Source organism: Terrabacter sp. 05T424 (genome assembly GCF_056396225.1).
Genome location: NZ_JBFTLB010000003.1, coordinates 246,742 through 263,598, shown reverse-complemented (window position 1 = coordinate 263,598; position 16,857 = coordinate 246,742). Strand labels below are relative to the sequence as shown.

The window sequence follows — 16,857 nt, the reverse complement described above, 5'->3', positions numbered from 1 at the left end:
CCGGCTGGCGCTCGCTCTGCAGCCGGGGCCGCTCGCCAGGCCGTTCAGGTCGCTGAAGCGGCGCGAAGGCCCGTCCACGCGGTTGCCGTCGTCACCATTCAAAGCCACAGGAGGATCATCCCCATGACCAAAACCTCGGGAAGCCCCACCAGACCGCTGCGGTTCGGGGTCGTTGCTCCGATCACCCGTGATGTGGCGACATGGCGCGAGCAGTTGCACCGTCTGGCTGACATTGGCTACTCGACACTGCTGATGCCCGACGTGCCGCAGTGGCAGCCGGCGCCAGGTCCCGCGCTGGCGGTGGCGGCAACGATCACCGACCTGCGAGTGGGCACCTGGGTGTACGCCTCTCCGGTGCGGCCGGCGTGGAGCACCGCGTGGGAGGCCCACTCCCTGTCGGTGCTCACGAACGGTCGGTTCGAGATGGGAATCGGCACCGGGCGACCGGCATCGCCGAACAGCTCCGAGAGCTGGGCCTGCCGGTCGTTCCCGCGAGCCAACGCCTGGCTCAGCTGCGCGACGCCGTCACGGCTCTGCGGGAGCTTGACGGCGAGGACCGGCACACCCCGGTTGCGATGGCGGTGGCCGGCCCCCAGGCGCAAGCGCTTGCGGCTGAGATCGCCGACATCGTGACCTTCGTGATGCCGCAGATCGAGTCGCGGGCGGAGTCGACGCAACGGGTTCGTCAGTTCGACAACCATCGCGACGTCGAACTGGCATTGCATGTGCCCGTGGTTGGTGACTCCGTCGCGCCGTTCATGGCCGGCCCCGACCTCGACACTGCCGCCGTCCGGGCTGCAGACTCACTGGCCTTTCTCCCCAGCGACCCAGCGGCCGCTGCGGAGGAGATCCAACGACGACGGGAGGAGCGCGGCTTCTCGTACTTCGTCTTCGGAGCTGACGTCAGCGACACGCTCGGACCCGCAGTCACCGAGCTGGCCGGACGATAGGTCCACGTCCTCCGCGGTCTTCCTCGGGAGCGTCAGCCGACGAAGGCGAGGCGCGCACCAACGACACCGTCGTCCGTGGCGGAAGGCGTTTGGAGCCGGCCGTCGAACGGGTGTCTAGCTGCGGACGGCCACAACAACTCGTCCGTTACGCAGCGAGCCCTTGACGTCGGAGGGCAGGTCGAGGCCGGCCGCGAGGGTGAGCAGGTCTTCATCGGCGCCCACGCGGAAGCCGTTGTCGTGGAGCAGTTTCTCCATGGTGCGGGGCCGCCACAGCGAGCGCCAGGGCTCCGCTGCCAACGGGTCGGGGGCCCGTGTGAGCCGCAGGACGATTCGCATCGCACGCCGCAGGAGACTCACCCCGGCGGACTTCGCCTGGTAGTTGACGACGAGCCGGCTGCCCGGCGCGCACAACTCCGCGATCTGGGCGACGACAGCCCGCACGTCGTCGGCGTCCAGGTAGGGCACGACCCCCTCCCAGACCCACGTGGACACCACCCGAGGGTCAAAGCCCGCGTTCGGCAGGGTCGGGCTCAGCGTCTGAGTCTCGAGATCGATCTCAACGGCGGAGAACCGCAAGGCGAGCGGAGACCGGTCGCCGAGCCGACGCAGCTTGTCCCGATGCGAGGCCGGATGGTCGACCTCGAACACCATGACGTGTTCAAGCTCGGGCATCCGCCAGGCGCGAGCGTCGAGACCCGCACCGAGAATCACGAGCTGCGCCGCGTCCTGTTCACGGATCGCTTCGTCGATCGCGACGGTCCGCGGCACCATCACGATCCCGGTCCTGCGGACCATTTCGTACGCCATCCGCTCGGACCCCTGGGCCGGGACGTCCCCGGCACGCACGCGAACCACGACTGCGCGCTCTGCAGGGTCGAGCAACGCCGCCGCGAGGGGGTCGCTGAACCGGCCCACGGCGTAACGACCGTCAGCGCTGGCGCGTCCTTGGCAGACCAGTACCGCCGTCGAGCTTGCCGTCCCCGATGCCATGGAGCCATCGTGCCCGGCCTCGTGCTCGCCCGCTCAACACTGCGCCACGAGTCGTCGATCCACCGATTTTCGTCACGTGGTCACTCCCTCACGAGAAGGCCTGCCCATGGTCCGGATGACACCAGTCCCTGACCGGCGTTTCCGCCGGTCAGGGCCTGTTCGGTGGTGGTGGGCGAAACTGGTTCGGAACCAGTTATCTCTTCCGTGTCAACGACATTCAGGTGTGCACCCGCGTCCAGTCGGGGCCGTCCTGAGGACGAGAGCCTGTCCGGTGGTTCGTGCATTCGCACCCCGTGACGCGCGGGATGCCACTCACTTACTCACGCAGTGCGCACTATCCGAAGGTCAATGTCACGACCCGGTTGCCGCCGGCCGGGAGGCCGTCCCTCCGTCCGATCGCCCGAGGTGCGGAGCGGTTCCCTCTCGAGCCCAAGAAGCGGCTACAACAAAGTGGGCTGCGTACGTGGCCAGCATCCCGAACAGGACCAAGGCGAGAAGCACCCAGCGGACGGGAGTCATCCCATGCGCCGCAGCCGTCTCCTCTTGGCCGATGCTGAAAGCTCCTAGCATCAGCACTCCGGCTCCGCCGACAAACAAGAGCCACGGCCACCGGGCACGGCTCCACGCCAGAGCGAGGCATCCGGGCAGAAGCAGCGCGATGTAGACGACGACGATTCCGAGCGAACCCACCAGCGAGAAACCAGGTTCGGTATTCGCGACGGCGGACACCGCTCGCATCAGGATGCGGGTGATCACCGCGCTCACGGCTCCGGGTACGGCCGCCGCAGCCACGCCTGTCATCACCGGTCGCATGAAGGGGGCCTCCTGATCACTGCGTACGATCTTCCCATGATCAGGTTGGCGCTCGGCGAAGCGGCTTGACACTGATGTAGGGCTGGTTGACCGGGACGGCGACGAGTTGGCCGGCGGCCGGAACTGGGGTTCCCCGAACCCGGCGCTGACTGTCCGTCAGCGCTGCTCGCCCTGCGGGTCACCGTTCCAGCTGATCTCCCACGTCGTGTTGTCTCCGTGCTGCTGGGTCCAGAAGGTCCGCCAGGTCGACGAGGTCGTCGGCTCGGGCAGCTTGGCGCCGAGCAGGCCGCCGACGGTGGGGTCGCCGTCAGAGACGTGGATGCCGGTGATCTCGTTGTCGCCGTCGTTGTACGACGGGCCGCCCATCGCGTCGAAGGTCGCCGACGCGTCCCTGCCCTCGGCGAGGAAGCGCACTGGCTGTGGAGCGCGACTGGATCGCTCGCCAGATGCGCCCTCGTCGTCGCGGCTGTTGCCGAGGTGGAAGACGTAGCCCGAGTCGAGGGCGTTGCGCTGTCCGTGCAGGCCGTCGCCGGCGTCCTCGACCACCAGCAGGTCGTCCTTCGTCGCGAAGCTGATGTTGTCGAAGCCGGTGTGCTCCTTGTCGCCGACCGCGGCAATGGCGATGCGGCCGGTGGTCGCGCTCGGGCTCTTCTGGGAGAGGCGGAAGACACCACCGTACGCGCCGGGCAGGGTGCTGGAGGTGGTCGTGTCGCCGGTCTCGGTGAAGTAGAAGTCCCTGAAACCCGTGCCCGGCCGGAAGATGCCGTTCTCGGGGCGCTTGAGCGGGGTGGCGTTGGCGGCCTTTGCGCCGGCGGTGGCGTCGAAGGCGCCGGTCGTCCCACCGTTGATCGTGACCCAACGCGTGGCGAACGAGGTGCCATAGGTGTGCAGCTGGGAGATGAAGGCGTCCGACGGGTTTGCCTGCAACTGAGCGGTCGTCGCCGGGGTGCCATCGGTGCGGTGGATCTGCAGTGCCTGCAGGTCGCCGCCCTTCGTGAGGTCGGTCTTGTCGGCCGGCACGAAGCGGTAGACGAAGCTGTTGGGCACCTTGCCGCCGCTGGCAGCCGCGCCGCCGATGTCCTCGACGATCCACACGTTGCCGTCGGAGTCGTTCTGGATCCCCTCATAGCCCCCGGAGCCGAGCCCATCGAGGTGCATGGCCTTGCCGCCGTCGACCGGGTCGCCGTTGGCGTCGAGGCCGACGGCGAAGACGCCGCCCTTGGGCGAGCTGGACTCGGCCGTGAGCAGCAGCTGCCGAGTGAACGGGTCCCAGGTGATGCCGTCGATGGTCGGGTAGGCGTTGCCAGCGGTGTCGATGTCGGAGATGAGCGTGACGCGCTTGAGGGGGTCAGTCTCATCGAGGTTGATCCGGGTGACGTAGCCACGGGGGCCGATCTCGTGACCCTGGTAGAGGTAGTGCTTGCCGGCCAGGACGAGGTAGACGTTCTTGTCGGGCTCCGTCTTGTGGGCCTCGTTCTTCGTCTGGGTCAGCGGTGCTCCGTCGAGCGTGTTGTAGCCGTAGTGGGTCACGCCGTTGGCCGAGTCCGGGTTGGTCAGAGGCAGGTTGCCCCACGCGACGGACGTCTGGGTGGCGGAGGGGGTGAGGACGTTGTTCTGGATGCCGAACCGCGGGTTGGCATGCGGGACGTTGGTGACCGGCAAGCCGCCGTGGGCGTCGGCGGCCGTGCCGCTGAGGGCGAAGGCGGCGGCTGCGGCGAGGGTGCCGGCCAGACCGGCCTTGGTCAGGATGGATGAGTTCACGAAGGAGCCTCTCGTGCGCTGCGGGCGTGAGCGTCGGCGATCGAATTCGCTGACGAACCAACACTTTCCGCCCTGTCTGGGAGTGACCTTCGGATTGCGTGAACGATGTGGGAGGCAGTGCGGACCAGTGGGTGAAGTCTGGGTGACCGGCAGTCATCGGGCCGCGGAGAGCTGGTCAGGAGGCCCTCACGATCTACGGCATGGCGGGCCGGTCAGTGTGTCGCGCCCGGACCCTGCTGGGTCGTGATGTCTCCGGCGTGAAGCGTTGCGCCGCAACCGGCGCACTCGAAGTGCGAGGGTGACGTTGCCGCCGCAGCTCCGGTGCAGTGGCAGTCGCTTTCGCCGATCGCGCGGACATGCGCATGGGACGCACCCTCAGCCCCGAGACCGTCGCCCGCGGAGCGCTCACTCGCGCCAAGACCACCAGAGCGTCCGTCCCCTTTCCGGATGCCCCCATCAGCGCCGACATCCACCCGGACAACAGGCCCGGCGTCGGCTCAGATGCCGTGCGGCAGCGTCTTCTGGTCCTCACGGAGTTCGATGACGAGCGCCTTCGCTGCCGCAACGAGTTTCTCGTTCTCCGCGCGGCTGCGCTTCCGGCGGGGCTTCTCGGAGGCCAGCTCGATGACGCGCTCGTACACCTTCTCGCGCTTCGGGGCCTTGGACTTCATACCGGACAGCCCGCCGCTCCGCTTGCGCGCGGCCGACTTCTCGGCGACATACCGCCCAGACGCAGCGGACCTCGAGACACCGCGCGCCGGGCTGGCGGACTCTGCCGCAGCCTTCTTCGTCACGTCGCCTCGTGGGGTAGCGGGCTCGATGTCGCTCACAGTTCCTCCTCCGCCTCACTCTGAACGTACCTGACGAGTACCTCAAGCATCGCAGACTGCTGCTTCGTCGTCGTCAGCTCCCTCAACGACGTGATGCCATCCAAGAGGGCGTCCGGTGGCAGCGTGTCGCGGTTGTCCCAGAGGCGTTCGTAGAACCACTGCCACCGCTCGCGGGCGTCGGACTCGGCGTCCTGCTCGCGCTCGGCCGTCCGCGCCTCCTGGGCGAGCTGCCGGTCGCCGCTGATGCGCTTGCCGACGCCGACGAACGTCAGCCATGCCGCGCCGAGCAGACCGATGAGGCCGGCACCCGGAGAAGTGAGGAACGCTCCAACGCTGAGGCGGGCGGTCTCCCAGAACGTCGGATCGGTCATCTGCTCCCCTGTCGACTCGGTATCACACCCCATCGTGCCACCCGCGGACGACAACAGCCCCTGACCGGCGTTTCCGCTGGTCAGGGGCTGTTCTGTGCTGGTGGGCGATACTGGGTTTGAACCAGTGACCTCTTCCGTGTCAAGGAAGCGCGCTACCGCTGCGCCAATCGCCCGAGGGTCGTGCTGTGGTGGTGCTGTGCCGAGGTGGAGACGGGATTTGAACCCGTGTACGCGGCTTTGCAGGCCGCTGCCTCGCCTCTCGGCCACTCCACCGTGGAAGGCAAGTGGATCTTTGCCTCCGAGCGGACGACCGGGCTCGAACCGGCGACCTCAACCTTGGCAAGGTTGCGCTCTACCAACTGAGCTACGTCCGCGGGAACACCAGCGGTGTAACTTCTCCGCTCGGTGCGAGGTAGACATTAGCCCATCGGTCCGGGGGACACAAAACCGGCCGCCGCGCCGCCGATCCGGCCCTCAGCGGCCGACCCCGCGCTCCCGCTCGGCAGGTGCTGCGATGCCCTCGTCGAGTTCACGTTCGACGGTCCCCTGCAGCTCCGACGGACGGCTCCGGGCGTACTGCCGGTCCTCGGCCCGTCGACGTGTGAACCAGTCGACGACCGATGTCGGGTCGTGCTCACCGAGCGGGACGGGCCACAGGGTGCGCGAGGCGGAGTTGAGCCCCGCGCCGATGAGGATGGCGATGGCCAGGAAGTACAACCAGATCAGCAGCACGATGGGGGCGGTCAGCGGCCCGTAGATCGTCGTGCCGCCGAGCGAGGCCTCGAGCGAGATCCGCACCAGGTAGGAGGCGCCCAGCCAGATCGCGAGTGCCAGCAGCGCCCCCGGGACGTCGCGCAGCCACGGCGCCCGACGGGGCGTCGCCACGTGGTAGAGCGTGGTGAGCGCGACGACGCTCAGCACCAGCACGGTCGGCCAGTAGAGGTAGCGCAGGAACGCGAGGCTGTCGGGCAGCCAGTCGGACACGAGAGCCGGGCCGAGCAGCACGAGCGGCAGCAGCACGATGCCGGCGACGGTGCTCACGGTGTAGATCGCGAGACTGAGTGCCCGGAGGCGGATGATTCCTCGGATGTCCTTCTGGCCGTACATGATCGACACGGTGTCGATGAACACGTTGAGCGCGCGCGAGCCCGACCACAGGGAGAGCAGGAAGCCGATCGACACGATCTCGGCGCGACCCCGGCTCAGCACGTCCTCGACGGTCGGCACGAGCAGCTTGCTGATGCTGTCCTCCGTGAGGAAGCGTTCCGCGTACTCCCGGATCGTGGCGACGACCTGGGCGACGTTCTCGGGACCGATCCACGCGCTGATGTAGCCGAGCCCTCCGAAGAGCCCGAGGACGAGGGGTGGCAGCGAGAGCAGCATGAAGAACGCCGCCTCCGCTGCGAGCCCGGTGACCCGGTAGTCGAGGCACACGTCGACGGTGCGCAGGGTCAGGCGGGCCGTGCCGAGCCCGCCGGGCACGCGCCTCAGCACCGCGCGTACGCGTTTCTTGACCGTCATCGCCACGAATCTAGCCGTGACCGCGGGCGGTCGACGTGACCCGTCCGACACGTGCCGCACAGACGGCCTCGTCAGCCCGCGCCCTACCCTCGGCGGGTGAGCACACACGAGGTGACCAACCAGGCTCCGCCCTACGTCGGCGGCGACTTCTACACCGACGACGTGGCGCTCTCCGAGGCTGTCGAGCGCTGGAGCGGTCCGTCGGCCGCCGAGCAGCTCGGTGCGCTCGGACGACTCGCGGGATCGGCGGAGGCCCAGGAGCACGGCCGGCTCGCCGACGCCCACCGACCCGTCCTGCGCACGCACGACGCCCGCGGGCACCGGGTCGACGAGGTCGAGTTCCACCCCTCATGGCACTGGCTCATGACCCAGGCGGTCGGGGCGGGCCTGACCGCCGAGCCCTGGCTGGCGCCGAGCGGGTCGGGCGCCCACGTGCGACGGGCGGCGGGCTTCGTCCTCTGGTCGCGGGTCGAAGCGGGCCACGGCTGTCCCGTCTCGATGACGTATGCCGCCGGGTCGGCCCTGCGGCACGACCGCACCCTGGGCGACCGCTGGCTCCCCGCCCTCGCGAGCCGCTCCTACGACTTCGGCATCCGGCCGGTGAGCGGCAAGTCGGGGGCCCTCGCCGGCATGGGCATGACGGAGAAGCAAGGCGGGTCCGACGTCCGGGCCAACACGACGCAGGCGGTTGCGGCGGCCGGCGGCCCCCTGCCGGGCGAGACGTACCGCCTCACCGGCCACAAGTGGTTCTGCTCCGCTCCCATGAGCGACGCGTTCCTCGTGCTGGCGCAGGCACCAGGTGGCCTCACCTGCTTCGTCGTCCCACGGGCCCTCGACGACGGCACCCGCAACGTCTTCGCCCTCCAACGGCTCAAGGACAAGCTCGGCAACCACTCGAACGCGTCGAGCGAGGTCGAGCTCGACGGCACGTGGGGCAGCCGGCTGGGCGACGAGGGCCGCGGTGTGCGGACCATCATCGACATGGTCGGCGCGACCCGCCTCGACTGCGTGCTGGGGTCGACGGCGACGATGCGCGACGCGGTCTCGCGCGCACTGCACCACGTGCGGCACCGGATGGCCTTCGGCGCCCTGCTCGTCGACCAGCCCCTCATGCGCAACGTGCTCGCCGACCTCGCGCTCGAGGCCGAGGCCGCCACGGTGATGGGGCTGCGCCTGGCGCGGGCCGTCGACGACGGCGAGACCGACCTCGCCCGGCTCGGGGTCGCTCTGGGCAAGTTCTGGGTCTGCAAGCGCACCGCTCCGGTGGTCGCGGAGGCGCTCGAGTGCCTCGGCGGCAACGGCTACGTCGAGGAGAACGGGCTGGCGCGGCTCTACCGCGAGGCCCCGCTCAACTCGATCTGGGAAGGGTCCGGCAACGTCAACGCCCTGGACGTCGTGCGTGCCGTGAGCCGCGAACCGTCGAGCCTCGAGGCCCTGACGAAGGAGCTGCACGAGGTGCGAGGGCGGAGCGCTGAGCTCGATGCCCACGTGGACTCGGCTCTGGCACGAGCCCGTTCGCTCGACCCGTCGTCTGCGGACGCAGCCTTCGGCGCCCGGTCGGTCGTCGAGGACCTCGCCCTCGCCCTGCAGGCGAGCCTGCTGGTGCAGCACTCCCCCGCCCCGGTCGCCGATGCCTTCGTGGCCAGTCGGCTCGCCGGTCGGCGTGGCCACACCTTCGGCTCACTCGACGTCGACCTCGCCGGAGCAACGGCTGCCGTGCTGGAGCGAGCCGGATGAGGGAAAGTGGGCACTCGACCATCGAGTGCTCAGTTCTCGACGCAGCGCCCGTGTCGGAAAGTGAGCAGTCGACGGAGGTTCGGCGGGGCGGGCATGCCGGCGGCCGGGCGACGAACCCCGTTGGGCGGCATACGTGCTCGGCACCCGCAGGGCTGACTCAGGTGGCCGCGAGCCGCTTCTTCTCCCCCTCGACGTCGAAGTCGGCGGCCGGCCAGGCGAGGTCCATGCCACGGAGGGCGTCGAGCAGCAGCTGCTGCACGGCGAGGCGGGCGTACCACTTGTTGTCGGACGGCACGACGTACCACGGCGCGCCGACGGTCGACGTCGTGTCGAGGACCGCCTGGTAGGCCTGCATGTAGTCGCCCCAGCGCTCGCGCTCGTCGACGTCGCCGGGGTTGTACTTGTAGTACTTGTCAGGGCGCTCGAGCCGCTCCATCAGGCGCGTCTTCTGCTCGTCCTGGGAGATGTGCGTCATCACCTTGACGACGGTCGTGCCGTTCTCGACGACCTGACGCTCGAACGCGTTGATCTGCGCATAGCGCTTGGACCACACGTCCTCGGGGACGAGGCCGTGCACCCGCACGATCAGCACGTCCTCGTAGTGGGAGCGGTCGAACACGCCGAGCTGGCCCGGGCCCGGCAGCGCCTTCTCGATGCGCCACAGGAAGTCGTGGGCGAGCTCCTCCTTCGTCGGCGCCTTGAAGGCCGTGGCCTTGACGCCCTCCGGGTTCACCGAGATGACGTGGCGCATGATGCCGCCCTTGCCGGACGTGTCCATGCCCTGCACCACGAGGAGCACCGACCGAGCGGAACCGGCCGTGGACTCGGCGAAGAGCTGTTCGAGCAGGTCGGCGAGCTCCGGTTCGCTCGCGGCCAGGGCCGCCTCGCCGAGCTCCTTGTCGCCGCTGAAACCGGGCGTCGACGACGGGTCGAGGTCGGCCAGCACGAAGCCCGTGCTCACTCTCAGCTCGCCCTGGATGTCGCCGACGGCGTCCACCGACTCGGCCTCGAGACGGGCGTTCGCCTTGTCCTTGGCGGCCTGCTCCTTCGCCAGCTTCTTGGCCGTCTTGTCAGCGGACTTCTTGCCCGACTTCTTGCCCGACTTCTTCGCGCCCTTGCCCATGGCGTCATCCTGCCCGACGGCGAGGCAGCACGACGGGATGCACGGCGCCTGATCGGTGCGTCGCGGGCACCGCTCGCGGATACTGACGCCATGCGCCTGCTCGTCCCCGGCCGTTCCGGCCTGTCCGCCCTGGCCGATCTCGATGACGCGGACCTCTTCCGTGCGTACGCGTGCCCCGAGGATCGGTGGGTGCGCTGCAACATGGTGACCTCGCTCGACGGCGGGGCCACCGGTCCGGACGGCCGGTCGGGGTCGATCAACAGCGAGGCCGACCACGTGGTGTTCGAGGTGCTTCGCGCGCTGAGCCACGTCGTCGTCGTCGGTGCCGGAACGATCCGCGCCGAGGGCTATCCCCCGCTGGCCGTCAAGCAGTCCCTGGTCGGGCTGCGTCGTGACCAGGGGTTGCCTGAGTCCCTTCCCCTCGTCGCCGTCAGCAACCGGGGCTGCGTGCCGCCCACCTTGAGCGGGTGTCGTGACGGCCGCGCCCTGATGGCAGTTCCGGCATCGGCCCCTGGCCTCGCCACGGCCCGAGACGATCTCGGACACGAGAACGTGCTCGTCTGCGGCGACGAGACGGTGGACCTGGGGGTACTCCTCGATGCCCTGCACGAGCGAGGGCTGGAACACGTCCTGACCGAAGGGGGTCCGGGCCTGCTCGGGTCGTTCCTCGCCGCCCGGGCGATCGACGAGCTGTGCTACACCGTGGTCCCGCAGGTCGTGGGCGACGGGCCGCCGCGCACGGTCGGCGCCGGCGGCGTCCCGGCCGAGCTCGACCTCGAGCTGCTGGTCGAGCAGGAGGGCACGATCATGGGCCGCTGGTTCGTGCGTCGCTGACGTGATCGAGCGCGCGACTCAGCACGGTTCAGCACGGCTCAGCGCGTCGCGACGAACTCGCGCAGCACGCGCTCCCACCGCTGCGAGTCGTTGTTCCACTCCCTGCAGTGCCGCGCCACGTCCCACCGCTCGAACCGGACGAGGTCGGGGCGTCGTCCGGCGAGGGCCACGGCCGGGCCGATCGGCACGAAGTCGTCGCCGTCGGACGCGATGACGAGCATCGGGTGGCGCAGCTCGTCCGCTCGGGCGACCCAGTCGGTGCGGGCCACGTCGATGGGTTCGCGCACCCCGACGAGTCGTCGGCTGCGACGCGAGCCGAGCAGCCCGGAGGCCATCCGCACCAGCGGTGCGGGGACGCGGCGCAGGCGGCCGTGGTGGCGCAGCACGACTCCCCAGTCGATGACGGCCGAGTCGAGCACGACGCCGACGACGTAGTCCGCGAGGGGCGAGTGGTCGAGCGCCTGGAGCACGATGGCACCGCCCATCGACCACCCGAGCAGGAGGATGCGACGGGCACCGTGCGACACGGCATACCCCATGGCAGCCTCGACGTCGCGCCACTCCGACAGGCCCAGGTTGTAGCGCCCGTCAGGGCCTTCCGGGGCGTCGCGGTCGTTGCGGTAGGCGGCGACGAGGCTGGTCCAGCCGGCGTCGCGCAGCACCGGGACGGCACGGAGGGTCTCCTCCTTGCGTGCACCTCGCCCGTGGACGAGCACGGCCCAGTCCTGGCCGGTGCGGCCGCCCTCGGGCGGCACGACCCACCCGGGTAGCGCCCCCACGTCGGAGACGATGCTGACGTCCTCGTCGGGCAGGTTCAGGCTGACCGACGGGCGGTCCCAGTAGAAGTACTGGTTCCACCGCGCCGGCCCGACCTCGAGCACGCCTCGGTCGACGGACAGCAGGCGACGGGTCACCGAGGTGGCGTCGCTGTTGAGGATCTCGCCGACCCGGGCATGGCCGGCTCCACCATCGAGCCAGACGCCGTAGCGTCCCGGCACCACCGGGTCGGGCGCGGCGGCGAAGGTCACCGACTCGGCGTCGTGGCGCAGGATCGAGACGTCGTCCGGCTGCAGCTCGTCAGGCGTGATCACCTTGCGCGCGAAGTAGGCCGCCGCCGCGACGGAGCCGCTCGCGGCGCCGAGCAGCGATCCGGTGCCCGCGGCGGCAGCCACGAGCACCGGTTTGGAGACGAGCCTGCGCACCTGCACGCCGACATCGTCGCAAACGGGGCGCCGGTCCCGGCACCGACCTGCCGCGCCGACCTCCCGTGCCGGGCGATTGTTCGCATTTGTCGGTATCAGGAGCAGGTCCGCCGCCCACCTACCTGTCGAGCGTCCCGGCGGACACGAGCCGGGCGTCTCGGGTGCGGGGGGACACCGCGCGCCGAATCCCACAGTCTGGTTCGCCACGAAAGGGACATCCATGTTCACAGCCATTCGCCGCAGCGCCCTGACGCTCGCGGCCGCCGGGGCGCTCGTCGCGACCCCGGCCCTCGCGATGGGCGCCGGAGTCAGCCCGGCCACCTACGACGCCTCGGTCGACCCGGGCGACACCGTGCACGTGACGAAGACCGTCACCACCCCGGAGATCCCGCCCAAGCCCGACATCGTGCTGGTCGTCGACGAGACGGGGAGCATGGGGCCGGCCATCGCCAACGTCAAGGCCGAGATGGGCTCGATCGTCTCGAGCGTGCAGTCGGCCCAGCCGCAGGCACAGTTCGCGGTCGCCTCGTACAAGGACGTGTCGGACGGCAGCGGCCTCTTCGAGGTCGAGTCGGGTCTGACGGCCAGCCAGGCGACGGCCCAGGCCGCCATCAACACCCTGGTCGCCTCCGGCGGCGGCGACACCCCGGAGGGTCAGCTCAACGCGCTCTGGCAGGTGGGGTCGGGTGGCGGCGCGATCGCCTTCCGTCCGGGCTCCTCCCGCATCGTCGTGTGGTTCGGCGACGCGAGCGGGCACGACCCGAGCGCCGGACACAGCGAGGCCGACGCGACAGCGTCGCTCGTCGGCGTCGGCGCCCAGGTCATCGCGATCAACGTCGCCTCCGGTGGCGGCGACGGACTGAACGCCACGGGACAGGCCCAGCGCATCGCCACGGCCACGTCGGGCACGTTCTTCCCGAGCGTCACACCGGGCAACGTGGCCAGCTCGATCCTGGCCGGCCTGGGCAACCTCCCCGCGGAGGTCACCGCGGACGTCAGCTGCGACACCGGCCTGTCGATCGCGTTCTCCCCCAGCCTGCCCCGCACCGTCACGAGTGGTGGTGACGTCGTGCTCGACGAGGGCGTGACGGTCGCGCCGGACGCCCCCCAGGGCTCCACCCTCGGGTGCACCACGACCTTCAGGATCAACGGCGCCGACGCCGGCCCGGAGTTCGTCCAGACCGTGAGCATCAAGGTCAACGACGTCACCCCGCCCACCGTGTCGTGCGGACCGGGCGTCAACCCCGCCGGGACCACACCGGGTGGCTGGCGCAACGCGGGCTTCTTCCGGTTGGTCGCGGCGGACAACCTGCCGGGAGTGACCGTCGCCATCACGGACAACGCCACCGGCACCACGTTCCAGCCGTACGCCCCCGGCACCTACGTCAAGCTGACGCAGGCACCGGGCACCACGGCCTCGAGCGTCGCGCCCTTCTCTGGATCCGTCGACTGGCACTTCACGTTCAAGGGTGACGCCACCCTGACGGCCACCGACGCCGCGGGCCACACGGCTACCGCGACCTGCTCGGTCCCGCCGAAGCAGAAGTAGCGGTCCGAGCGACCTCGCCACGTCACCCGGGCACAAACCCGGGTGACGTGGCGTTGGTCTGGACATGAGCGACGACACCACCCGCAACACGCACGACAAGCCGTATGCCGTCCAGCGCACCGACGACGAGTGGCGCGCTGCGCTGAGCCCCGCCGAGTACAAGGTGCTGCGCAAGGCCGGCACCGAGCCGGCGTTCCGCGGTGAGTACACCGACACCAAGACCCAGGGCATCTACTCGTGCCGCGCCTGCGGTGCCGAGCTCTTCCGCAGCGACACGAAGTTCGAGTCACACTGCGGCTGGCCGTCCTTCTACTCCCCGCTGGCCGGCGACTCCGTCGAGTACATCGAGGACCGCGCCTTCGGCATGAAGCGGGTCGAGGTGCGGTGCGCCACCTGCGGCTCGCACCTCGGGCACGTCTTCGAGGGCGAGGGCTACGACACCCCGACCGACCAGCGCTACTGCATCAACTCGATCTCGCTGCGGCTGCAGCCCGACGAGGGCGGTGCCGCGCCGGCCTGACGGTCTGCTGCGCGGCCGCCGCCTGCTCGCCTACATTCGTGCCATGGTCGACGACGGCAGCATCCGCATCGGCGATGCCGAGCGCGAGGAGGCCCTGGCCGCCCTCGCGGAACACCACGCGGCCGGGCGCCTCGACGCGAACGAGTACGAGGACCGCCGCGGCCGCGCGAACGACGCCGTGCTCCGCCGGGAGCTCACGGCTCTCTTCGTCGACCTGCCGGAGCCGCACCCCAGGCTGCGCCCCGGGCGAGCCACGACAGTCATGCGGCCCTCGACCCCGAGGCGGCCAGCCAACCAGGGGGCGCGCGGCAAGGTGTCACGAGTCCTCGTGAGCCTCTCCCCCTTCATCGCGCTCGCAGCCTTTCTGCGCACCGAGTCCTGGCTGGTGTTCCTGCTCATCCCCGCCATCGTGGCGATCGCCAGGGCCATCGACGACTGAGCCCCCGTCTGCAGGTGCAGGCGGGGGCTCAGTGGCGCCGCGGCGACGCAGACGTCAGCGCAGGTTGGCGACCAGCTCGGCGGGCGTCACCTTCGGGCCGGTGAAGAAGGGGATCTCCTCGCGCACGTGCCGCCGCGCCCGCGAGGCGCGCAGCTCGCGCATCAGGTCGACGATGCGGTGCAGCTCGTCGGCCTCGAAGGCGAGCAGCCACTCGTAGTCGCCGAGGGCGAACGAGGCGATCGTGTTGGCCCGCACGTCGGGGAAGTCGCGCGCCATCTGACCGTGCTCGCGGAGCAGGTCACGGCGCTCGTCGTCCTCCAGCAGGTACCACTCGTAGGAGCGGACGAAGGGGTAGACGCAGACGTACTTGCGCGACACCTCATCGGCCATGAAGGCCGGGATGTGGCTCTTGTTGAACTCCGCGGGACGGTGCAGGGCCGCGTTGCTCCACACCGGTTCGAGGTGCTGGCCGAGCTCGGTGCGGAGCAGCCGGTGGTACGCCGACTGGAGCTGCTCGATCGTCTCGGCGTGCCACCACACCATGAAGTCGGCGTCGCCGCGCAGGCCCGCGACGTCGTAGATGCCGCGGACGACGACACCCTCGCCGTCGATCTCGGCGAGGAAGGCCTCGAGCTCGCCGAGCAGCTTGTCGCGGTCGTCGCCCAGCGGGGTCACCGTGCTGAACACGGACCACATGCAGTAGCGGATCGTGTCGTTGATCTCCCGCATCCGGGCTGGGGTCATGCGCTCGCTCATGACCCCATCATCCCAAGGCCGTCCCGGCACTCGTCCAGCGGGTCAGGACCGTGCGGGCCGCGGCCCGGCCGGAGGCGATGCAGGCCGGGATGCCGACGCCGTCGTAGGCGGCCCCGCACAGGGCAAGCCCGGGCGGCAGGTCGCGCGTGGGTGCCAGACGCGTCCGGTGCCCGACGGCATACTGCGGCAGTCCACCGCCCCAACGCTGGACCTGGGTGGCGGCGGGGTCGGGGACGCCGTCACCGAGCACCGCACGGAGGTCGGCGAGCGCCACTGCGACGAGCTCGTCGTCGCTTCGCTGGAGGGACGCCTCCTCACGGTGCCGCCCGATCGACGCGCGCAGGTAGGTGCGATCCGGGTGGGCGCGCGCGAGCCACGGCCACTTCACCGAGCTGAAGGTCGACGCCTTGATGGTGAGGGGCTCGGTCGGGGGGACGAGGAACCCGCTGCCGTCGAGCACCGGCGGCACCGGGCCCTCCAGAGCCAGGGTGACGATGGCCATCGAGGCGTACTCCACCGCAGCGAGAGCCTCGGCGGCGGCCGGTGCGACGTGCCGCAACAGCCGCGCGGTCGGCGCCGCCGGGGTGGCCAGCACCACGTCGTCGAAGTGCTCTCTCACCACGACCGTCGTCGGGCCGGTGGACACGACCCATCCCCTGCCGTCGCGGACGAGCTCGCGCACCACCGACGCCGTGCGGACGTCGACGCCGGCCTCGGTCAGGCTGCTGCGCAGCACGTCCGGGAGGGTGCCCAGGCCCCCGACCAGGGTCGCAAAGACCGGCAGCCCTGCCATCGGGCCGGTCGCCGCCGCAGCGGCCGCCTCTCGTGCGACGTCGGTCAGCGGTCTCCCCTCGCGAGCCGCCACCGCGAGCGCGGGAACCGCCTGCTCGACGGAGATCTCGCGGGCGTGCCCCGCGTAGACGCCGGCGAGCAGTGGCTCCACGAGGCGGTCGGTCACGGCCGGCCCCAGCCGGGCGTCGACGAGGTCGCCGACCGAGAGATCGCCCGCGCTTGGACCGTCGACCACCTCGTTCGTCAGCCGGTCGACCTCGTCGTCGTCGAGGAGCCCACGCACCGAATCGGGGTCGGAGGGCACTCCCATGACCGTGCCGCGAGGCATCGGCCATCGGGCTCCCCGTGACACGATCGAGGCGCCGACGGCCGCCGGGTGCGTCGCCAGGTCGGCGATCCCGAGCTCGTCGAAGAGGGCCAGTGCCTCGGGTCGGCGTGCGAGGACCGACTCCGCGCCGACGTCGATGCGCACTCCACCGACGTCCTCTAGCCGCAGCTTCCCGCCGACGCGGTCACTCCCCTCGAGCAGCGTCACCTGCACGTCGGTGCCGGACCGGCTCAGCTCCCAGGCGGCGGCCAGTCCGCTGATGCCCCCACCGATGACCGCGACCGTCCTTGCCATGACGCCCACTCTCCCACCCGGTCGCGTGGCGGACGCGGCTGGGTGTC

The 16,857-nt window shown here is 70.3% G+C and carries 16 protein-coding genes and 3 tRNA genes; 7 read left to right on the top strand and 12 right to left on the bottom strand.

Annotated elements, in window-relative coordinates:
• Positions 1-123 precede the first annotated feature (123 nt).
• Together AC1DE0_RS10385 and AC1DE0_RS10380 are read left to right on the top strand one after the other, a co-directional pair.
• Positions 124-633, top strand: a complete 510-nt coding sequence (locus AC1DE0_RS10385; protein ID WP_478100032.1) for an LLM class flavin-dependent oxidoreductase — start codon at positions 124-126, stop codon at positions 631-633.
• On the top strand, positions 576-950 hold the full coding sequence (locus tag AC1DE0_RS10380; RefSeq protein ID WP_478100142.1) for a hypothetical protein: 375 nt from the start codon (positions 576-578) through the stop codon (positions 948-950). The genes AC1DE0_RS10385 and AC1DE0_RS10380 overlap by 58 nt, the downstream gene beginning before the upstream one ends.
• Positions 951-1,064: 114 nt before the next feature.
• Here the strand turns inward: AC1DE0_RS10380 and AC1DE0_RS10375 are convergent, their stop codons facing one another.
• The 8 genes from AC1DE0_RS10375 to AC1DE0_RS10340 all read right to left on the bottom strand — a co-directional run bounded on the left by AC1DE0_RS10375 (position 1,065) and on the right by AC1DE0_RS10340 (position 7,236).
• Entirely contained in the window at positions 1,065-1,940 is an 876-nt protein-coding gene (locus AC1DE0_RS10375) for a class I SAM-dependent methyltransferase (RefSeq protein ID WP_478100030.1), read from the bottom strand.
• Positions 1,941-2,909: 969 nt separating this feature from the next.
• Positions 2,910-4,514 (bottom strand): alkaline phosphatase PhoX, encoded by a 1,605-nt coding sequence (locus AC1DE0_RS10370; protein ID WP_478100028.1) that lies wholly within the window; start codon positions 4,512-4,514, stop codon positions 2,910-2,912.
• Positions 4,515-5,011: 497 nt separating this feature from the next.
• Positions 5,012-5,344, bottom strand: coding sequence for a hypothetical protein (locus AC1DE0_RS10365; RefSeq protein WP_478100027.1), 333 nt, complete (start codon positions 5,342-5,344; stop codon positions 5,012-5,014).
• Positions 5,341-5,715 carry a hypothetical protein gene (locus tag AC1DE0_RS10360; protein WP_478100026.1) on the bottom strand — a complete coding sequence of 125 codons (375 nt, stop codon included), beginning with the start codon at positions 5,713-5,715 and terminating at the stop codon, positions 5,341-5,343. The genes AC1DE0_RS10365 and AC1DE0_RS10360 overlap by 4 nt, the downstream gene beginning before the upstream one ends.
• A gap of 98 nt (positions 5,716-5,813) precedes the next feature.
• Positions 5,814-5,888 (bottom strand) — tRNA-Val (locus AC1DE0_RS10355).
• A gap of 29 nt (positions 5,889-5,917) precedes the next feature.
• A tRNA-Cys gene (locus tag AC1DE0_RS10350) sits at positions 5,918-5,988 on the bottom strand.
• 28 nt (positions 5,989-6,016) lie between these two features.
• A tRNA-Gly gene (locus tag AC1DE0_RS10345) sits at positions 6,017-6,089 on the bottom strand.
• Between the two features lie 100 nt (positions 6,090-6,189).
• Positions 6,190-7,236 carry a YihY/virulence factor BrkB family protein gene (locus AC1DE0_RS10340; RefSeq protein ID WP_478100025.1) on the bottom strand — a complete coding sequence of 349 codons (1,047 nt, stop codon included), beginning with the start codon at positions 7,234-7,236 and terminating at the stop codon, positions 6,190-6,192.
• Between the two features lie 96 nt (positions 7,237-7,332).
• On the opposite strand from AC1DE0_RS10340, the gene AC1DE0_RS10335 reads away from it, so the two are divergent.
• Positions 7,333-8,973, top strand: a complete 1,641-nt coding sequence (locus tag AC1DE0_RS10335) for an acyl-CoA dehydrogenase family protein (protein WP_478100022.1) — start codon at positions 7,333-7,335, stop codon at positions 8,971-8,973.
• A gap of 157 nt (positions 8,974-9,130) precedes the next feature.
• On the opposite strand, the gene AC1DE0_RS10330 is transcribed toward AC1DE0_RS10335, so the two are convergent.
• Positions 9,131-10,096, bottom strand: coding sequence for a polyphosphate kinase 2 family protein (locus AC1DE0_RS10330; protein ID WP_478100020.1), 966 nt, complete (start codon positions 10,094-10,096; stop codon positions 9,131-9,133).
• A 90-nt stretch (positions 10,097-10,186) separates the two neighbouring features.
• Between AC1DE0_RS10330 and AC1DE0_RS10325 the strand changes: the two genes are divergently transcribed.
• A complete protein-coding gene (locus AC1DE0_RS10325; RefSeq protein ID WP_478100018.1) occupies positions 10,187-10,930 on the top strand; it encodes a dihydrofolate reductase family protein in 744 nt (247 codons plus the stop codon).
• A 38-nt stretch (positions 10,931-10,968) separates the two neighbouring features.
• Here the strand turns inward: AC1DE0_RS10325 and AC1DE0_RS10320 are convergent, their stop codons facing one another.
• Complete coding sequence (locus AC1DE0_RS10320) at positions 10,969-12,138, bottom strand: alpha/beta hydrolase family protein (RefSeq protein WP_478100016.1); 1,170 nt, start codon at positions 12,136-12,138, stop codon at positions 10,969-10,971.
• A gap of 214 nt (positions 12,139-12,352) precedes the next feature.
• On the opposite strand from AC1DE0_RS10320, the gene AC1DE0_RS10315 reads away from it, so the two are divergent.
• The 3 genes from AC1DE0_RS10315 to AC1DE0_RS10305 all read left to right on the top strand — a co-directional run bounded on the left by AC1DE0_RS10315 (position 12,353) and on the right by AC1DE0_RS10305 (position 14,640).
• The gene (locus AC1DE0_RS10315; RefSeq protein WP_478100014.1) at positions 12,353-13,681 is read left to right on the top strand and encodes a vWA domain-containing protein; all 1,329 of its coding nucleotides are present in this window, start codon (positions 12,353-12,355) and stop codon (positions 13,679-13,681) included.
• A 64-nt stretch (positions 13,682-13,745) separates the two neighbouring features.
• A complete protein-coding gene (gene msrB / locus AC1DE0_RS10310; RefSeq protein ID WP_478100012.1) occupies positions 13,746-14,201 on the top strand; it encodes a peptide-methionine (R)-S-oxide reductase MsrB in 456 nt (151 codons plus the stop codon).
• On the top strand, positions 14,185-14,640 hold the full coding sequence (locus AC1DE0_RS10305) for a DUF1707 domain-containing protein (RefSeq protein ID WP_478100010.1): 456 nt from the start codon (positions 14,185-14,187) through the stop codon (positions 14,638-14,640). The genes msrB and AC1DE0_RS10305 overlap by 17 nt, the downstream gene beginning before the upstream one ends.
• Before the next feature lie 54 nt (positions 14,641-14,694).
• Here AC1DE0_RS10305 and hemQ read toward each other — a convergent pair whose 3' ends face one another.
• Both hemQ and hemG read right to left on the bottom strand, forming a co-directional pair.
• Complete coding sequence (gene hemQ / locus AC1DE0_RS10300; protein ID WP_478100006.1) at positions 14,695-15,396, bottom strand: hydrogen peroxide-dependent heme synthase; 702 nt, start codon at positions 15,394-15,396, stop codon at positions 14,695-14,697.
• 7 nt (positions 15,397-15,403) lie between these two features.
• Positions 15,404-16,810, bottom strand: a complete 1,407-nt coding sequence (gene hemG / locus AC1DE0_RS10295; protein ID WP_478100004.1) for a protoporphyrinogen oxidase — start codon at positions 16,808-16,810, stop codon at positions 15,404-15,406.
• Positions 16,811-16,857: the final 47 nt, after the last annotated feature.

Coding starts and splice junctions, on each gene's coding strand:
- AC1DE0_RS10360 (WP_478100026.1), bottom strand. CDS start 5,715: ATGACCGATCCGACGTTCTGGGAGACCGCCCGCCTCAGCGTTGGAGCG.
- msrB (WP_478100012.1), top strand. CDS start 13,746: ATGAGCGACGACACCACCCGCAACACGCACGACAAGCCGTATGCCGTC.
- AC1DE0_RS10330 (WP_478100020.1), bottom strand. CDS start 10,096: ATGGGCAAGGGCGCGAAGAAGTCGGGCAAGAAGTCGGGCAAGAAGTCC.
- AC1DE0_RS10325 (WP_478100018.1), top strand. CDS start 10,187: ATGCGCCTGCTCGTCCCCGGCCGTTCCGGCCTGTCCGCCCTGGCCGAT.
- AC1DE0_RS10380 (WP_478100142.1), top strand. CDS start 576: ATGGCGGTGGCCGGCCCCCAGGCGCAAGCGCTTGCGGCTGAGATCGCC.
- AC1DE0_RS10315 (WP_478100014.1), top strand. CDS start 12,353: ATGTTCACAGCCATTCGCCGCAGCGCCCTGACGCTCGCGGCCGCCGGG.
- hemG (WP_478100004.1), bottom strand. CDS start 16,810: ATGGCAAGGACGGTCGCGGTCATCGGTGGGGGCATCAGCGGACTGGCC.
- hemQ (WP_478100006.1), bottom strand. CDS start 15,396: ATGAGCGAGCGCATGACCCCAGCCCGGATGCGGGAGATCAACGACACG.
- AC1DE0_RS10375 (WP_478100030.1), bottom strand. CDS start 1,940: ATGGCATCGGGGACGGCAAGCTCGACGGCGGTACTGGTCTGCCAAGGA.
- AC1DE0_RS10385 (WP_478100032.1), top strand. CDS start 124: ATGACCAAAACCTCGGGAAGCCCCACCAGACCGCTGCGGTTCGGGGTC.
- AC1DE0_RS10340 (WP_478100025.1), bottom strand. CDS start 7,236: ATGACGGTCAAGAAACGCGTACGCGCGGTGCTGAGGCGCGTGCCCGGC.